We start from the raw sequence: 17,776 nt of genomic DNA, 5'->3' as shown, positions 1-17,776 counted from the left end.
CACTAAAAACAACCCTCCCACCCCCCCCCCTAACCCTAGCGCCCCACAACCGCTGCGGGCCCCCCCCCCCCCGGGGGGGCCCCCCCTTCGGCCTGTCCAGGGCCCCTCAGAGGCCCTGGACGCCCTGCTCAGACGAGGTCGCCGCCCGGGAGCTCGACCTTGGCCCCCAACTCCACGAGCTTGTCCATGAAGTTCTCGTAGCCGCGGTTGATCAGGTCGATGCCGTGGACGCGCGAGGTGCCCTCGGCCGCCAGCGCCGCGATCAGGTACGAGAACCCGCCGCGCAGGTCCGGGATCACCAGATCGGCGCCCTGCAGCTTGGTGGGGCCGGAGACGACCGCCGAGTGCAGGAAGTTGCGCTGGCCGAAGCGGCAGGCGGAGCCGCCCAGGCACTCCCGGTACAGCTGGATGTGCGCGCCCATCTGGTTCAGCGCCGAGGTGAACCCCAGCCGGGACTCGTAGACCGTCTCGTGGACGATGGAGAGGCCGGCGGCCTGGGTCAGGGCCACGACCAGCGGCTGCTGCCAGTCGGTCTGGAAGCCGGGGTGCACGTCCGTCTCCAGCGCGATCGCGTTGAGCGGACCGCCCGGGTGCCAGAAGCGGATGCCCTCGTCGTCGATCTCGAACGCGCCGCCCACCTTGCGGTAGGTGTTGAGGAAGGTCATCATCGAGCGCTGCTGCGCCCCGCGGACGTAGATGTTGCCGCCGGTCGCCAGCGCCGCGGACGCCCAGGAGGCGGCCTCCAGGCGGTCCGGGAGCGCCTTGTGGTTGTAGCCGCCCAGGCGGTCCACACCGGTGATCCGGATGGTCCGGTCGGTGTCCATGGAGATGATGGCGCCCATCTTCTGCAGGACGCAGATGAGGTCCTCGATCTCCGGTTCCACGGCGGCGTTGCTGAGTTCGGTCACGCCCTCGGCCAGAACGGCCGTCAGAAGCACCTGTTCGGTCGAACCGACCGACGGGTACGGCAGGCGGATCTTGCAGCCCCGGAGCCGCTGCGGGGCCTCCAGGTACTGGCCGCCCTCCCGCTTCTCGATGGTCGCACCGAACTGGCGCAGCACGTCGAAGTGGAAGTCGATGGGCCGGCCGCCGATGTCGCAGCCGCCGAGGCCCGGGATGAAGGCGTGGCCGAGGCGGTGCAGCAGCGGGCCGCAGAAGAGGATCGGGATGCGGGACGAGCCCGCGTGGGCGTCGATGTCGGCGACGTTCGCGCTCTCGACGTGGGTCGGGTCGAGCACCAGCTCGCCCGGCTCCTCGCCGGGGCGCACGGTCACGCCGTGCAGCTGGAGCAGCCCGCGGACGACCCGGACGTCGCGGATGTCGGGGACATTGCGGAGCCGGCTGGGTTCGCTGCCGAGCAGAGCGGCGACCATGGCCTTGGGCACGAGGTTCTTCGCACCGCGGACACGGATCTCGCCCTCAAGCGGGGTACCGCCATGGACAAGCAGAACGTCGTCACTGTCTGTGCCGGTCATGAATCTCGCGTTCCGGAGGGGGTCCTCCCGGCGGTGGCCAGGGGGATGGTGGGCAGGGGCCAGGGGAAAAGGGTAAGGGGCACGACCCCCCGTTCCGTAAGGCCGACGCGGCCGGGGAGCTGTCATGAATCAGCCACAACACCCTGAGTGCGCACCCCATGGCGGAGTGTCGCGTTCCGGGCAATGCGGCCGTGCCGCGTGTGTCGTTCGCGTGTCGCTCGCGTGCAGCACCCGTGCGGGCGTCCGTACGGCATCCGTGTGATCCGGAGCCGCGCGCTCCTCCCTGCTGCCGTGCGCCCCTGGGCCGTATGCGAACCGATCTCCTCCCGGGCTCCCCCTCAAGGGGGAATGTGCGAGATCATGGCGCCATGACCGAGGTGTCCTCCCTCACAGGGCGGCTGCTCGTGGCCACCCCCGCCCTCGCGGACCCGAATTTCGACCGCGCGGTGGTGCTCCTGCTCGACCACGACGAGCAGGGCTCGCTCGGCGTGGTCCTCAACCGGCCCACCCCGGTGGGTGTCGGTGACATCCTGCTGCCGTGGGCGACGCTGGCCGGCGATCCGGGAGTGGTCTTCCAAGGCGGCCCGGTGGGACTGGACTCGGCCCTGGGGGTCGCGGTCATCCCGGGCGAGGAGGGGCCGATCGGGTGGCGCCGGGTCCACGGGGCGATCGGCCTGGTGGACCTGGAGGCCCCGCCGGAGCTGCTGGCCTCGGCCCTGGGCTCGCTGCGCATCTTCGCGGGGTACTCCGGCTGGGGGCCCGGGCAGCTGGAGATCGAGCTCGGTGAGGGCGCCTGGTACGTGGTGGAGTCGGAACCCGGTGACGTGTCCTTTCCCGCCCCCGAGCGGCTGTGGCGGGCCGTACTGCGCCGCCAGCGCAACGAGCTCGCGATGGTCGCCACCTATCCGGACGACCCGTTGCTCAACTGACCCGCGCGGGGGTCGGTACCCTGGCTTTTATGAGCACTCTTGAGCCCGAGCGCGGGACTGGTACGGGGACCCTCGTAGAGCCGACGCCGCAGGTGTCCCACGGCGACGGCGACCACGAGCGCTTCGCCCACTACGTCCAGAAGGACAAGATCATGGCGAGCGCACTCGACGGGACCCCCGTCGTCGCGCTCTGCGGCAAGGTGTGGGTGCCGGGCCGGGACCCGAAGAAGTACCCGGTCTGCCCCATGTGCAAGGAGATCTACGAGTCCATGGGCCCCGGCGGGGACAAGGACAAGGGCGGCAAGGACAACTAGTCCGGCCGGTCGGCTCAGCTCGGCTCGGCTTGGCCCGGTCGGCTCGGGCTCACCAGGCTCGGCCGGCTCGGCGGACCGAGGCCCCCGGGGTACGCACGGGCGTACCCCGGGGGCCTCGTGCGTACTAGGGTCGGCGGGTGGCGAGCACGGTGCGGAACGGGCGTTGCGCACCGCGCAACGCCCCGCCTGTCTCCGTTCGCTCGCTCCGGTCGCTCCGGTCGCTCCGTTCGCTGCGAAAGGCCCGACGCATGGACCTGATCCCGCTGCCCCAGGCCGTCGACCTCCGCGAGGACGCGCCCCCGTACGCCTTCGGGCCAGGGCCCGTCCTCGCCACCGGCCCGGGCGCCGGGGGCACCGCGCGCTGGCTGCGCCGGGAGCTCGGCGCGGCCACCGGCTGGGACCTCCCTGAGGCCGGCCCGGGAGCTGCCGCGGACATCCGACTGCGCCTCGACATCGACGGCGTCGCACGGCTCGGGCCCGAGGGCCACCGCATCACGGTCGACGCCACCGGCGTGGAACTGGCCGGGGCCGACGCGGCCGGGCTGTTCTGGGCCGCCCAGACGCTGCGTCAACTGCTGGGTCCCGACGCCTGTCGGCGGGCCCCGCTGGGCGGGCGGGGCGGGCGGGTGTGGAGCCTGCCGCACGGGACGATCGCGGACGCCCCCCGCTTCGGCTGGCGCGGGCTCATGCTCGACGTGGCCCGGCACTTCCTGCCCAAGGACGGCGTCCTGCGCGCCATCGACCTGCTCACCGCCCACAAGCTCAACGTGCTGCACCTGCACCTGACGGACGACCAGGGCTGGCGGGTCGAGATCAAGCGCCACCCGCGGCTGACCGGGGTCGGCGCCTGGCGGCCCCGCAGCCGCTGGGGCCACCGGGCCTCACCCCTGTGGAACGAGACCCCGCACGGCGGCTTCTACACGCAGGACGACATCCGCGAGATCGTCGCCTACGCCGCCGAGCGGCACGTGCGGGTGGTCCCGGAGATCGACGTACCGGGGCACTCGCAGGCGGCGATCGCCGCGTACCCCGAACTGGGGAACACGGACGTGGTCGACACCTCGGCGCTGGGCGTATGGGACGACTGGGGGATCAGCGAGAACGTGCTCGCACCGACCGAGGCCGTGCTGCGCTTCTACGAGGGCGTGTTCGAGGAGCTGCTGGAGCTGTTCCCGCCGGAGGTCTCGCCGTTCGTGCACGTCGGCGGCGACGAATGCCCCAAGGCGCAGTGGCGCGCCTCGGCGCGCGCCCAGGCGCGGATCCGGGAACTGGGCGTGGACGGGGAGGACGGGCTCCAGTCCTGGTTCATCCGGCACTTCGACACCTGGCTCGCCCGCCGCGGCCGGCGCCTGATCGGCTGGGACGAGATCCTGGAGGGCGGACTCGCCCCGGGAGCCGCGGTGTCCTCGTGGCGCGGCTACGCGGGCGGGATCGCCGCCGCGGAGGCCGGACACGACGTGGTGATGTGCCCCGAGCAGCAGGTGTACCTGGACCACCGTCAGGCGGGCGGCCCCGACGAACCGGTGCCGATCGGCTACGTGCGCTCGCTGGAGGACGTCTACCGCTTCGAGCCGGTGCCGCCGCGGCTGCCGGCCCGGGCCGCCGCCCATGTGCTGGGCGCGCAGGCCAATGTGTGGACCGAGGTGATGGAGAACCGGAGCCGGGTCGACTACCAGGTGTTCCCGCGGCTCGCCGCCTTCGCCGAGACGGTGTGGTCGCGGCTGCCGGAGCCGGACGCGCGCGACTACGCCGGCTTCGAGGCCCGGATGGCCGGACATTACCGGCGGTTGGACGCGCTCGGCGTCGAATACCGCCCGCCGGGAGGCCCGTTGCCGTGGCAGCGGCGTCCGGGCGTGCTCGGGCGCCCGATCGAGGGCGAGCCGCCCTTCGTGTGAGCCGGGCGGTGTGAGCGGGGCTGTGTGAGCGGGGCTGTGTGAGCGGGGCGGTGTGAGCCGGGGGAACTCTCGTGGGAATCCCGGGCATTCGGCTGATTCCGCCGCTTTCCCCGATACGGGGTGGACGGGACGTGCAGGGCATGCGGGGTAGGGAGAGCATACGGCGCAAAATGGACGGGCTGGAGCTCCGGGGGGCGCCCGCCGGGCCCTCGCGCCGGGAGGCCGGACCCTCGCGCCGGGAGGTGGGGAAGATGTGCCAGAGTTGCCACGTCCCGGCGGTGAGCACGTACCGTACGGCGGACAGGCGTGAGCGCCGGGACCGGGACATCGGGAAGGGGCAGCTGGGTTGACCACGCACGCACCGCACGCAGTGCACGCACCGCATTCTTCTCAGGGGGCTCAGGGCCCGCAGGCGGCGCAGTCCGTGATGCTGCCGGCCTCGCTCGACGAGGCCGTGGCGGCGCTCACCGCCATGCCCGCGGCCGTGCCCGTCGCCGGTGGCACCGACCTCATGGCCGCCGTCAACGCCGGCCAGCTGCGGCCCGCCGCACTGGTGGGCCTCGGCCGGATCAACGAGATCCGCGGCTGGCAGTACCAGGACGGCCACGCCCTGCTCGGCGCCGGCCTGACCCACGCCCGGATGGGACGGCCGGACTTCGCCGCCCTGATCCCCGCGCTCGCCGCGGCCGCCCGGGCCGCCGGACCGCCGCAGATCCGCAACGCGGGCACGCTCGGCGGGAACATCGCCAGCGCCGCGCCGACGGGCGACGCGCTGCCCGTCCTGGCCGCGCTGGAGGCCGTGCTCCTCGTCGTCGGCCCGGGCGGCTCGCAGCGGGAGATCCCGGTCTCGTACCTGCTGGCCGGCCGCGAGATGCTGCGGCCCGGGGAACTGATCGGCTTCGTGCGGGTGCCGCTGCTGCACGCGCCGCAGGTGTTCCTTAAGGCCACGGGCCGTACGGGGCCGGGGCGCGCGGTGGCGTCCGTGGGGCTCGTACTGGACCCGGCGCGCCGGGGCGTGCGCTGCGCGATCGGCGCGGTCGCCCCGATGCCGCTGCGGCCCCTGGAAGCCGAGCAGTGGGTGGCCTCGTTGATCGACTGGGACGGGGAGCGGAACCTGGCCCCCGAGGCGCTGGAGGCCTTCGGCGAGTACGTCGCGGCCGCCTGCGTCCCCGACCAGGGGGAACCGGTGGCTCCCGGGGTACTGCATCTGCGGCGGACGGTGGCCGTGCTGGCACGGAGGGCCCTGGGGAGGGCGCTGACCTCATGAGCGGGAACGAGAACGAGAACGTGAGCGGTACGACGGAGGACGCGGGGTCCGCGGGCGGCTACGGAGACCAGGGCGGCCAGGGCGCGTACGGCGGTCAGGGCGGTCAGGGCGCGTACGGCGGCCAGGGCGGCCAAGGCGCGTACGGCGGCCAGGGCGGCCAAGGCGCGTACGGCGGTCAGGGCGGTTCCGGCTGGGGCTGGGAGCCGGTCCCGCACGGCGGCGACTTCGACTCCGAGGCGACGGCCTTCGTCAAGCTGCCGCAGGACATGCTGGACGCGCTCGGCACCGGGGAGCCGCTCGCCGCCCCCGGGCACGGCTACGTGCCGCCGCCGATGATCGTGCCGCTCGGCTCCGCCGCCAGTACGGATCCTGCGGCGACGGGCACCTGGACGATTCCGGGGGTGCAGTGGCCGGAGGCGGGCGCGGGCGCGCCCCAGGGCGGGGGCACGGCTCCCGCGGCCGGGGCGGCCTCTCCCGCTCCGCTCGGCGGACCGATCCCGGCGTCGGTCCCGATCCCCGCGTCGGTGGCTGCGGCGTTCGCGGACCCGGCCGGCGGTCCGGCCCCCGCGGAGGAAGGGCACGATCCCGGCGCCACCGCCGAGTGGCGGTTCCCGGAGGCGGTGCAGGAGCCCGAGCCGGTGGCGACCGGGCAGTGGACCCTGCCGGAACTGTCCGAGCAGACGGGCGAGTTCCGCCCGAGCGCCCCGGCGGCGGACTGGAGCCAGGCCCCGGCCACGCTGCCGGGCGGCGCGGCGGCCCCGTGGGCCGCGCACCCCGACTTCGAGAAGGCGCGCGCAGGTGCCCCGCTGAGCTCCGGCGTGCTTCCGGACGCGCGGGCCGAGGCGGGCGGACCGGGCGGCACCTCGGGCGCGGGCCTGCGGCTGCTCGGCGGTCCCGGCGTCGGCGGCCCGGGGGCCGATGGCGCCGGTGTCGGTGCCGGTGTCGCCGGTGTCGGTGGCCCTTCGCGCGGGCCGCGTGTGCTGGGCGGGCCCGGTGTGGGCACCCTGCCGGAGCCGGCGGCGGTGTCGGAGCCGGTGCCGGAGCCGGTGGCTGCTTCGGCTGCCCCGGAACACGGCCCGGAGTACGGGGCGGGGGCGGCTGCTGCTGCGGGTTCGGCTGCGGTTGCGGCTTCCGCTGCGGTTGAGGCCTCGGTTGAGGCCTCGGCTGCTGCTTCGGCTTCCGCTGGGCCCGAGCCGGAGCCCGTGGCTGCGGCTCCGCACGACATCGAGGCCGCTCACGGCCCGGCGGCGATGCAGGCTGCGGGGGAGCGACCGCACCCGGGGGCGGAGCAGGCCGAGACCCCGGCCGCGGACGCCGCTGCCGGGGATCCCGCCCGGGTTTCCGACGGCGGGGGCGAAGCGGGCGGCGAGGCTCCGGCGGGCGGGGCCGACCCCGCGTACGCGGGCGGCTTCACGGAGGCCGGGGGAACCCTCGGGCAGGGCTTCAGCGCCTCCGCGCAGGGCCCGGACGGTGGCGCGGCGGAGCCCGCCGGGGCGGACGGGCACGGCTTCGCCGAAGCCTCCCTCCCGGGCTCCGGCGAAGACACGGCCGCGTCCGCGCCGGGTGCGGGTACCGCGGACAGCGCTGTGGCGGCGCCGGATGCGGGGACCGCCGAGGGTTTCCCGGGCGAGGAGGCGACGTACGGGGAAAACCAGCCGGAAACCGCCGCCGTCGCCCATCACGAGCACCCGCTGGCTTCCTACGTCCTGCGCGTCAACGGCGCCGACCGCCCCGTCACCGGCGCCTGGATCGGCGAATCCCTGCTCTACGTGCTGCGCGAGCGCCTCGGCCTCGCCGGCGCCAAGGACGGCTGCTCGCAGGGCGAATGCGGCGCCTGCGCCGTGCAGGTCGACGGCCGGCTCGTCGCCTCCTGCCTCGTGCCGGCCGCGACGGCCGCCGGGAGCGAGGTCCGTACGGTCGAGGGGCTCGCGAGCGGCGGGGAACTCTCGGACGTGCAGCAGGCGTTGTGCAGGTCGGGTGCGGTGCAGTGCGGGTTCTGCGTGCCCGGCATGGCCATGACCATCCATGACCTGCTGGAGGGCAACCACGCCCCGAGCGAGCTGGAGACCCGCCAGGCCCTGTGCGGGAACCTGTGCCGCTGCTCCGGCTACAAGGGCGTCATCGAGGCGGTGCGCGAGGTCGTCGCCGAGCGGGAGGCGGCCGGCGCCGCCGACGCGCAGCAGGCGGCAGCGGCCGAGCAGCGCACCCCGCACCTCCCCCACATCCCGCACCAGGCGCCGCCCGGCGAGGGCGGTGTCCACGGAATGCCGGGGGCGCACGGGACCGACGGGCCGCACGAGACCCACCACAACGGAGGCATGGCGTGAGCGGGCACGACGCGGCCACGGCGACGGCGACGGTGACGGTGTCCACGGGGGCGGCGGCCGCCGCTGTCGCCGAGGCGGGCGAGCAGGAAGTCCTGCGCGGAATCGGGGTCTCCGTCCCGGCCGCCGACACCCGAGCCAAGGCCGAGGGCACCTTCCCCTACGCCGCCGACCTGTGGGCCGAGGGCCTGCTCTGGGCCGCCGTGCTGCGCTCCCCGCACGCCCACGCCCGCATCCTGTCCGTCGACACCTCCGCCGCCGCCGAGATGCCCGGCGTGCGGGCCGTCGTCACCCACGCCGACATCCCCGGCGCGAGCACGCACGGCCGCCGGATCGCCGACCGGCCGGTCTTCGCCCACGACGTCGTACGCCACCACGGCGAGCCCATCGCCGCCGTCGCCGCCGACCACCCGGACACGGCCCGCCTCGCCGCGGCCGCCATCGCGGTGGAGTACGAACTCCTCGACGCCGTCACCGACCCCGAGCAGTCCTTCGGCGCCCCGCCCCTGCACCCCGACGGCAACCTGATCCGGCACATCCCGCTGCGCTACGGCGACCCGGAGGCCACCGGCGAGGTCGTCGTCGAGGGCCTCTACCGCATCGGCCGCCAGGACCCGGCGCCCATCGGAGCCGAGGCCGGCCTCGCCGTGCCCCGCCCCGACGGCGGCGTGGAGATCTACACCGCCTCCACCGACCCGCACCTGGACCGCGACCTGGCGGCGGCGTGCTTCGGGCTGGAGCCCGACCGCGTCCGCGTCGTGGTCACCGGCGTGCCCGGCGCCACCGCCGACCGCGAGGACGCGGCCTTCCAACTCCCGCTGGGCCTCCTCGCCCTCCGCACGGGCCACCCGGTCAAACTCGCGGCCACCCGCGAGGAGTCCTTCCTCGGCCACACGCACCGCCACCCGACGCTGCTGCGCTACCGCCACCACGCGGACGCGGAGGGCCGCCTGGTCAAGGTGGAGGCCCAGATCCTGATGGACGCCGGCGCCTACGCGGACTCCTCCGCCGAGTCGCTGGCGGCGGCGGTGGCCTTCGCCTGCGGCCCGTACGTCGTCCCGCACGCCTTCGTCGAGGGCTGGGCGGTCCGTACGAACAACCCGCCGTCGGGCCACGTCCGCGGCGAGGGCGCGATGCAGGTCTGCGCGGCGTACGAGGGCCAGATGGACAAGCTCGCGGCCGCCCTCGGCCTCGACGGCGCCGAACTGCGCCTGCGCAACGTACTGGCCACCGGCGACCTGCTCCCCACCGGCCAGACGGTCACCTGCCCGGCGCCGGTGGCGGAACTGCTGCGCGCGGTACGCGACTTCGAGCTGCCCTCCCTCCCGAAGGACACCCCGGAGGACGAGTGGCTCCTGCCGGGCGGCCCGGAGGGCGCGGGCGAGCCGGGCGCGGTGCGGCGCGGCGTCGGGTACGGCGTCGGCATGGTCCACATGCTCGGCGCGGAGGGCACGGACGAGGTGTCGACGGCCACGGTCAAGGTGGTCGACGGAGCGGCCACCGTGATCTGCGCGGCGGTCGACACCGGCCAGGGCTTCGCCACCCTCGCCCGCCAGATCGTCCAGGAGGTCCTGGGCGTGGACGAGGTGGTGACGGCCCCGGTCGACACGGACCAGCCGCCGGCGGGCCCGTCGGCGCACGGCCGCCACACGTGGGTGTCGGGAGGCGCGGTCGAACGGGCCGCGAAGATGGTCCGCACCCAGCTCCTCCAGCCCATGGCGCACAAGCTGGGCATGTCGACGGAACTCCTCCAGATCCAGGACGGCCGGATCACCTCCTACGACGGCGCCTTCTCGACGACGGTCGCGGAGGCGATGGCGGGCAAGGAACTCTGGGCCACGGCCCAGTGCCGCCCCCACCCCACGGAACCGCTGGACGCGGACGGCCAGGGCGATGCCTTCGTGGGCCTGGCCTTCTGCGCGATCCGCGCGGTGGTCGACGTGGACATCGAGCTGGGCTCGGTACGGGTGGTCGAGCTGGCGGTGGCCCAGGACGTGGGCCGTATCCTCAACCCCCGCCAGCTGGAGGCCCGTATCGAAGCGGGCGTCACCCAGGGCGTGGGCGCGGCCCTGACGGAGAACCTCCGCTCGGCCTCGGGCGTCATCCGCCACCCGGACCTGACGGGTTACGCCCTGCCGACCTCGCTTGACGCCCCGACGGTCCGCATCGTCAAACTGGTCGAAGAGCGCGACGTGGTGGCCCCGTTCGGCGCGAAGGCGGCGAGCGCGATCCCTGTGGTGACGACGCCGGCGGCGGTAGCCTCGGCAGTACGCGCGGCCACGGGCCGCCCGGTGAACAGGCTCCCGATCAGGCCGTCAGCGGCGGTGGCGTCCCCCAACTCGTGACCGTGTGACCCGCATTGCACGTGCAACCCCGAGGTTGGGACTGTCGGCGACGGTCGCTAGAGTGATCGGGTAGGACGTATTACGTGCGCGTGCGAACGGGTGCGAACGGGGACGGGGCGCACGGCGGAAACGCCGTGCCCACGGGGACGACGGGGAATCGGGGAGGCCATCGTGGCAGAGGAGCAGGCTTCGGGCCTGGCTGGGCTGGTGGGCAGTTCGGCGGGGTTGTCGGCGGCGATCATGGCGCAGGCGAAGGCGCTTGAGGTCGACTTCGAGACGTTCAAGGGCTACAAGAAGGTCGTCGACGACCTGCTCAAGAAGCTGGGCGACTCCCCGGCGGACGACAAGAAGCTGGCCCACGTGTCCCTCCCGGAGGGAACGCTGGGCAAGGGCTTCGCGGAGGCCGACGCCCTCTTCAAGACCTATTCGACGGTCCACGAGCAGCTGCAGAACCTCTCCAAGGGCCTGGCCGGCCAGATTGAGGCGCTGGGCATCGCGATCCTGACGTCCGGCAAGGGCTTTGCGGGCGTTGACGAGGAGACGCAGGCACGGATGCGGTCCATCGTCCGCCAGGCCGAGAAGGACTACGTCCCCGAGCGCGACCCGATGGCGAAGCAGAAGAAGGACGCCGAGCACGGCTCGACCGGCGAGACGAACAAGCCGAAGGGCAAGATCTGATGGCGACGAATTTCGAAGGGTTCACTCACCAGCAGCTGCTCGCCATGGTCGCCACCCTCGACCCGGAGACGGTGAAGACCAGGGCCACCCACCTGACCGAGGCCGCAGCCACGATCAAGGAGATCGGCGACGCCCTCAAGAAGCACAAGGTGAAGGGCTGGGAAGGCGAGGCCGCCACCGCGTTCGAGGACTGGACGAGCCGGGCCGGCAACGCGACGCTGCGCCTGAGCGAATACAGCGCCGCGGGCGGCAAGTGGATGGGCGAAGCCGCCCAGATCATGGTCGAGGTCAAGAAGAACATGCCCTCGTACGACACGGCGATGGCGGAGAACCTGGCGGCTGCCAAGCAGTTCCACAACGACCCGGACTCGGCCAAGCTGGCCCAGATCGCCAGCGTCAAGCTGAACAGCGACCACCAGAAGGCCGTCGACGCCCTGACGAAGCTCGCCGGGTCGTACGACCAGTCGTCGACGCAGATGGGCAAGGTCGAAGTCCCGACGTTCCCGCCGCCACCAGGTGATTTTGTGCCGGTGAATGTCGATGGTGGGCAGGACGTCTCGCGTTCCGGAGGCAGTTACGGAGGCGCCTCAGGATCCGGCAACTCCTCGTACGCGGCTTCGACCCAGCGGAGCGGTGGCCCGTCCAACGAACCCGGGTGGGTACCTGGCCATCAGCCAGATCCCACGCCGCCCGTGACGACCGGACCTGCGCCGGTTCCGGTGATCCCGGACCACGATGTGGACGTTGACCTCGACCACGTGGCGACCCTGCCGGAGAAGACCGTTCCTCCGGTCGTCAGCCTGCCCACCGGCCCCGGTCCCGTCCCGGGCGGTCCCACCCCCGTTGGACCGTTGCCGACCATGACGTTTCCCCCGATGAGTGGACCGTCGCTGCCCGGCGGTGGTGGCCCCATCAGCAAGCTCCCGCCTCTGGCGCCTCCCGGAGGGAAGACCGGTGGTCTTTCTCCTCTGCTCCCGCGTGACACCGGGATCGTCGGTGGTCGCCAGGTGACCACCGGTGGGCCCACGCCGGGAATCCCGCGCGGCAATGTCATCGGTCACGAAGGCGGCTCGCAGCCTGGTCGCGGCATGGCCAGTGGCATGCACCCCGGCGGAGGCAGCGGTCCCCACGGGGGCCAGAGCGGCTCCGCGATGGGGCGTCGGCTGGCCATGGAGCCGGGCGGTGTTGTCGGTGGTCGCCAGCCGGGCGCGGTCGGTCGTTCGGTCGCGGGCGGTCAGCCGTTCACGCAGGGCGGCTCGGGCCTCGTCCGCAACGGGTCCGGGACGGGACCGGCCCGCGGCGGGACGGGGCCCGCTGGTGCGGGGACCCACACGCCGGCAGGTCGGCGCGAGCAGCGCGGGGGCGAGCGCCCCGACTACCTGGCCGAGGACGAAGAGACCTGGCAGGGCAACGATCGCGTTGTCCCGCCGGTGATCGACTGAGCAGAACGGACATAGCACGGGATGCGCATGCGCAAGGCGACCTCGGCCCTGGTGGGCCTCCTGCTGGCCGGGGTCGCCGCGACTCCGGCACATGCTGAAAGCATTCGTGGGCAACAGTGGCATCTCGACGCCATGAACGCCGACGGCATCTGGAAGATCAGCACGGGCAAAGGTGTCACGGTTGCCGTCATCGACAGCGGCGTCGACCGCATCCCTGAGCTGGAGGGACAGGTTCTCCCAGGCAAGGACTACGCGACGTCGCACTCGGGTGACGAGCGTGAGGACTACCAGAATCACGGGACCACCATGGCTGCGTTGATCGCCGGCACGGGGAAGCACCCGAGTGGTGACGGAGCATTTGGTCTTGCCCCTGGCTCCAAGATCCTTCCGATTCGTGTGCCACATGAGCTGAACAAGACCAGGTCAATCTGGACGGAGGCGATCCGGTACGCAGCAGACTCCGAAGCCAAAGTCATCAGTATCTCCATGGCCACGGAGGAGGACGATCCCGCCCGAGTTGAAGCTGTGAAGTACGCCCTGTCCAAAGGAAAACTGATCTTTGCTGGTGTAGGTAATGACGGCGACACCCTCAATAAGGTGATGTATCCCGCTGCGACGCCTGGCGTTGTTGGCGTCGGGGCCGTGGGGCCCGACGGTGCTGCGACCAAGGAGTCGCAGCACGGGCCTCAGGTCGATATTTCCGCGCCCGGAATAGACATCGTCACGGCGTGCGGCGGCAAGACCGGAGTTTGTAAGAACCACGGCACCAGCGATGCGACAGCCCTGACGTCCGCTTCGGCCGCCCTTCTCTGGTCCGCGCACCCCGACTGGACCAACAACCAGGTCCTCCGTGTCCTCCTGAACACCGCTGGCAAGGCCGACGACGGTAAGGAGAGGAACGACTACCTCGGCTACGGCATCGTCCGGCCCAAGATCGCGCTGCCGACTCCCGGCGACCCCGGCCCCGCGGATGTGTACCCGCTCCCCGACCTGGCCGCCGCCGACGCCAAGAACTCGCCCGCCCCCTCGGCCGAAGGCAAGAAGCCGGAATCCAGCGCTCCCCAGGCCGAGGCCAAGAAGGACGGCGGCAGCAACCTGCCCTGGATCGCCCTCGGGCTGGGTGCCTGCGTGATCATCGGTGGGGCCGTGGCCGCAGTGGTCGTTCGCCGGAACCGCTGACCGGGGGCCTGGACGGCCCCCGTCACCGCCGCTCAGTCCCGGCAGGGTGATCCTCATGTTGTCCTGAAAGAGTCCCACCCTCAGGGCACCATGCACAGCAACAGCGTCACAACCCGTGCGTGCCATCTACATCCCCACCCCCGGGTGGCTTCAATTGCATCCTTCCAACCCCGGGGCCCTGCAAGGAGGTCGAGCGAACCGACCCCGTCGGCTACGGTGTCGTCCGCCCTCGCTGACCCCCAGCGGTCGCAGAACGACGGCCGAGCCGAGCCGAGCCGTCACCACGTACCGGGGTAGTACGGAAGGAGACGAGCACGCGATGTCGTTCGACGAGGAATGGTCCGCCGCCCGGGCCTCCGCCGCGACCAACGTCTCCATGCGGCTCAACCACGTCCCCACCGACCCCGGCGGCAGCGGCAACACCGCCAGCGGCGACCTGGAGCTCAACCAGGACCACATCGGAGCCATCGGCACCGAGGCGTACAAGCTGCACTCCCGCCTGCAAACGGACGGCAAGCACGCGGCCGTCGCCACCTCCGAAGCGGCGAATGCGCTCACGAAGGAGAACTTCGCCAGCGGGGCCGCCCTCCTCAAGGTGAACACCCGCTGGGAGAGCCAGCTCAAGACCCTCATCGCGGCCTGCGCGAACATCTCCAACGGACTCAACTACTCCGTGGCTTCGCACGCCAAGGAGGAGAAGACCCTCTACGCCGAGTTCACCGCCTCCAAGATCGACGGGCTCCTCAAGTAGCGGAAGGCGCAGGAGAGTACACGTGCTGACGTACGAGAACGTGATGAACGCTCCGCTGGACAAGCTCCAGACGGCCATCGGCGACTGGGGTGCGATGGTCAAGAAGCTGGAGGAGCTTGCCGAGGCGGCACGCAACGGCATGAAGGCCAAGGCCGACAAGGCGGAGTGGAACGGCGTCACGGCAGGAGTAGCCCGGCCGTTCATCGACAAGACGGCGAAGGAGTTCGAGGACGCGGCCGAGGAGGCGAAGGGCGTCCACCTCGTCCTCACGGACGGGCACGCCACCCTCAAAGCCGCCCGGGACCAGCTCAAGAAGCTGGCCGAAGAGGCGTCGGCGGCCGGCTTCCGGATCGACGAGACGGGGCGGGTGAGCGCCATTCCGTTCGCCGACCCGAAGGACCAGTACGCCGCCCAACACGACCCGGACTACCAGGAGTCGCTGCGCAAGAACCGGGGCCTGTGGCAGGAACGGGTCAACCGGGCCGTCGAGGATGCCCAGGACGCCGACGACTCGCTGGTGCGCGTACTCCAGGCGAACGTCACGGACGACAACAACTTCACCGCCCCGAAGTACACGACGCTCGACGCCGAGCAGGTGGACCGTGCGGCGGACCTGATGAAGAAGGTCACCGGCGAGGGCGGCACGGCGCGCAACCGCGAGGCGTTGCGCGAGCTGGAAGACCTGCTGGACGACAACCGCAACGACCCCGAGTTCGCCACCGGCTTCTACCGCCGGATGGGCCCCGAGGGCACGCTGGAGGCCTACTCGAAGATGTCCCTGGACGCGACCGCCCTCGGCCCGGCCGGCCGGGACCGGGCGCTGATGGTCGGCAACATCCAGAGCGATCTCGGCGCGATGCTGGGCCTGGCCACCCACAAGGACGTCCCCAACCACCTCGACGCAGCCTGGACGACCCAGCTGATGAAGGCGGGCCGCAAGGAGATCGACGTCGGCCTGATGACGAAGGTCTACGGCTACCAGGCGCTGGGGTCGCTGCTGCGGGAGGGGACGTACGACAAGGAGTTCCTGACGGCGGTCGGACGCGACATGGTCGCTATGGACCGCAAGAACCCGAAGGTCTGGGAGTACGGTGCGCCACAGGACCTCAACATGAGCCTCAACCACGGGGCCGAGGGCGGCAGGGGCTTCTACCCGCTGACGGGCCTGATGGAGGCGTTGAACAACAACCCCGACGCGGCGACCGCGTTCTTCAACGAGCCGGTGCGTGAGGACAGCAACGGCGACGGCATCGTGACGAAAGACGACAAGGCGGTCGGCGGCCAGCACGGCAAGGCGCAGGGCATGGTCGACTACATGCTCGACAAGAAGCCGTACGTGGACGGCTTCGACATCACGAAGACCGGCGCGCCCCATCCGGCGCAGGACGCCCTCGGCAACGCGTTGGAGGCGGCGGTCTCGGGCCGCGTGACGGGCGACGAGGACGCGAAGCCCGTCCCGCACACCAAGGAGATGGCAGCCGTCATGGAACGCGTCGTCGAGAAGATCGGCGAGAAGCCGGAGTTGGTGACCGGGAAGCCGGGCGAGCCGGGAAGCTCGCCGCTGCAGGGACTGTCCGGTCACTTCGGACAGATGGCTGCCGAGTACATGCCGGACATCCAGGCCTCTGCGGAAAACGGCAGCCGGATGATCAAAGCCAATGGCGAGATGGCCGAGTTCCACAAGGCCGACATGGCCGCGTTCATCGGAGCCGTGGGGCAGGACCCGGACGCATACGGCGCCATCACGAACTCGCAGCGGGCGTTCACGACCACCCTCATCAACGATGCGATCGCGCATCGCAGCGAGTACGAGGACGTCGATGCGGCAATCAAGAGCGCTGTCCATCCGGGCGGTCAAATCGCAGGGATTCTCTCCGAGGCCAGGGCGGAGGGAACGTTCACCAAGAACGGCCACCAGGCAGAGGAATACGTCAAGGGTGTCGAAGACAACGCCAAGTGGATCAACCGGGGCATCAGTGCGGCAGGCGGGAAGTACCTGGAGCTGGTCCCGCTGGCCGGCGATGTAGTGGAGTGGCTGCAGGAGGACGTCACAGAGAGCGTGGTGGAGAGAGCGAAGAAAGACCAGGCGGAGAAGACGGGCGAATCCAATCACAAAGCGGTGATCGATTACACGGACGCGCAGACGGAAGCGGGGAAGTCAGCCGCTCAATCGGTCCGCAAAGCCGCAGAGGGATCAGGCATGAACCAGAGGACCATCGACGCCCTTGCCGGTGTCGCTTCGACGGAGACGGCGAATGCGCACGCGGTCGGTCGCGGCCAGGTTGCCACCTCGAACACCGGTTCCTGATGCGCGTCGCCCGTGCTGCCTTCACCTGTGCCTTCGTCGTCTTCGCAGCAGTGGCGGTGTCGGGCTGTTCCGAAGAGAAGGGGGCGGCAGCACCCCACCTGCCCGCGCGCTCCTGCTTCGGCGTCTTCACCAGGTCCGATCTGGAGCCCTTGATGGGCAGGGGTGAGGATGTGAAGGAGAGTGGGCCGATCGATATGCGGCTGACTGCGGAGCGCCGGGGCGCGACGTGCAACGTCTACGTGGACGGCAGGGGGCGCTTCCTCGCGTCCGCGACGCGGCAGCCGCCGGAGCAGAGCTTTTTCTGGCACCCCGAATTGATCCGACCTGCACCGGATCCGTTGCCCCTCGGCGACAAGGGCATCGTCTTTGACACCGGCGCCCGCGTCGTCGTGACGTGCAAGAGCTCCAGGGACGCGTTCCAGCTGGAACTGGCATTGGGCGGGTCCATCGACTCCATGAGGGCCGGAGAGTCCCGTGCGCTGTTCAGCGACCTCATGAAGAAGTTCCTGGACGCGGCCGAGCAGCAGACGCGATGCGGTGCGTAGGCACCGACGGGAAAGAGCGAAGGCCGCCCAGACCCCTCTGGGCGGCCTTGCCGTGGAAGCCGTGACCGGAATCGAACCGGCGTAACTCGCTTTGCAGGCGAGTCCCTCAACCACTCGGGCACACGGCTCTGTGGTGCTTCCGGGAATGAAGCTAGGGGGGGCGGGGAGCTTCGGGAAGGGTGGCGCGGGGGCTGCAATGGGACTGCCATGCTGCGTTCACAGTCGGGCGGGGCCTAGGCAGTTTCGTTTGGATCAGTTGGTCGTTGGTCCGGGTGTGCCGTTGACTGATGCGCAGTGGGCGCGGATCGAGCCGTTGCTTCCGGA

13 protein-coding genes and 1 tRNA gene are annotated in these 17,776 nt (G+C 71.6%); 12 read left to right on the top strand and 2 right to left on the bottom strand.

The window, feature by feature from the left end; all coding sequences use genetic code 11:
* Positions 1 to 128: 128 nt before the first annotated feature.
* Complete coding sequence (gene murA, locus AB0B01_RS29300; RefSeq protein ID WP_361725475.1) at positions 129 to 1,475, bottom strand: UDP-N-acetylglucosamine 1-carboxyvinyltransferase; 1,347 nt, start codon at positions 1,473 to 1,475, stop codon at positions 129 to 131.
* 368 nt (positions 1,476 to 1,843) lie between these two features.
* Here murA and AB0B01_RS29295 point away from each other — a divergent pair, with 368 nt between their 5' ends.
* The 12 genes from AB0B01_RS29295 (at position 1,844) to AB0B01_RS29240 (ending at position 17,452) form a co-directional block, all read left to right on the top strand.
* Positions 1,844 to 2,404 carry a YqgE/AlgH family protein gene (locus AB0B01_RS29295; RefSeq protein WP_361725472.1) on the top strand — a complete coding sequence of 187 codons (561 nt, stop codon included), beginning with the start codon at positions 1,844 to 1,846 and terminating at the stop codon, positions 2,402 to 2,404.
* A 29-nt stretch (positions 2,405 to 2,433) separates the two neighbouring features.
* Positions 2,434 to 2,718 carry a DUF3039 domain-containing protein gene (locus tag AB0B01_RS29290; protein WP_215018346.1) on the top strand — a complete coding sequence of 95 codons (285 nt, stop codon included), beginning with the start codon at positions 2,434 to 2,436 and terminating at the stop codon, positions 2,716 to 2,718.
* A 248-nt stretch (positions 2,719 to 2,966) separates the two neighbouring features.
* Positions 2,967 to 4,613, top strand: coding sequence for a beta-N-acetylhexosaminidase (locus tag AB0B01_RS29285; RefSeq protein WP_361725469.1), 1,647 nt, complete (start codon positions 2,967 to 2,969; stop codon positions 4,611 to 4,613).
* A 427-nt stretch (positions 4,614 to 5,040) separates the two neighbouring features.
* The gene (locus AB0B01_RS29280) at positions 5,041 to 5,880 is read left to right on the top strand and encodes an FAD binding domain-containing protein (protein ID WP_361725481.1); all 840 of its coding nucleotides are present in this window, start codon (positions 5,041 to 5,043) and stop codon (positions 5,878 to 5,880) included.
* Positions 5,877 to 8,207, top strand: coding sequence for a (2Fe-2S)-binding protein (locus AB0B01_RS29275; RefSeq protein ID WP_361725466.1), 2,331 nt, complete (start codon positions 5,877 to 5,879; stop codon positions 8,205 to 8,207). The genes AB0B01_RS29280 and AB0B01_RS29275 overlap by 4 nt, the downstream gene beginning before the upstream one ends.
* 38 nt (positions 8,208 to 8,245) lie before the next feature.
* Positions 8,246 to 10,549 (top strand): xanthine dehydrogenase family protein molybdopterin-binding subunit, encoded by a 2,304-nt coding sequence (locus AB0B01_RS29270; protein ID WP_361725478.1) that lies wholly within the window; start codon positions 8,246 to 8,248, stop codon positions 10,547 to 10,549.
* A 171-nt stretch (positions 10,550 to 10,720) separates the two neighbouring features.
* Positions 10,721 to 11,227 (top strand): hypothetical protein, encoded by a 507-nt coding sequence (locus AB0B01_RS29265; RefSeq protein WP_361725463.1) that lies wholly within the window; start codon positions 10,721 to 10,723, stop codon positions 11,225 to 11,227.
* A 44-nt stretch (positions 11,228 to 11,271) separates the two neighbouring features.
* Entirely contained in the window at positions 11,272 to 12,669 is a 1,398-nt protein-coding gene (locus tag AB0B01_RS29260; protein WP_361725460.1) for a hypothetical protein, read from the top strand.
* A 21-nt stretch (positions 12,670 to 12,690) separates the two neighbouring features.
* Positions 12,691 to 13,848 carry a type VII secretion-associated serine protease mycosin gene (mycP, locus tag AB0B01_RS29255; protein WP_361725457.1) on the top strand — a complete coding sequence of 386 codons (1,158 nt, stop codon included), beginning with the start codon at positions 12,691 to 12,693 and terminating at the stop codon, positions 13,846 to 13,848.
* A 319-nt stretch (positions 13,849 to 14,167) separates the two neighbouring features.
* A complete protein-coding gene (locus AB0B01_RS29250) occupies positions 14,168 to 14,599 on the top strand; it encodes a hypothetical protein (RefSeq protein ID WP_361725454.1) in 432 nt (143 codons plus the stop codon).
* Positions 14,600 to 14,621: 22 nt separating this feature from the next.
* Entirely contained in the window at positions 14,622 to 16,907 is a 2,286-nt protein-coding gene (locus AB0B01_RS29245; RefSeq protein WP_361725451.1) for a hypothetical protein, read from the top strand.
* Positions 16,907 to 17,452 (top strand): hypothetical protein, encoded by a 546-nt coding sequence (locus AB0B01_RS29240; protein WP_361725448.1) that lies wholly within the window; start codon positions 16,907 to 16,909, stop codon positions 17,450 to 17,452. The genes AB0B01_RS29245 and AB0B01_RS29240 overlap by 1 nt, the downstream gene beginning before the upstream one ends.
* 53 nt (positions 17,453 to 17,505) lie before the next feature.
* Here AB0B01_RS29240 and AB0B01_RS29235 read toward each other — a convergent pair.
* Positions 17,506 to 17,580 (bottom strand) — tRNA-Cys (locus AB0B01_RS29235).
* Between the last annotated feature and the right edge of the window lie 196 nt (positions 17,581 to 17,776).

The organism is Streptomyces sp. NPDC044571 (genome assembly GCF_040647115.1).
Taxonomy (GTDB): Bacteria; Actinomycetota; Actinomycetes; order Streptomycetales; family Streptomycetaceae; genus Streptomyces.
This window is presented reverse-complemented; position numbering and strand designations above follow the sequence as displayed.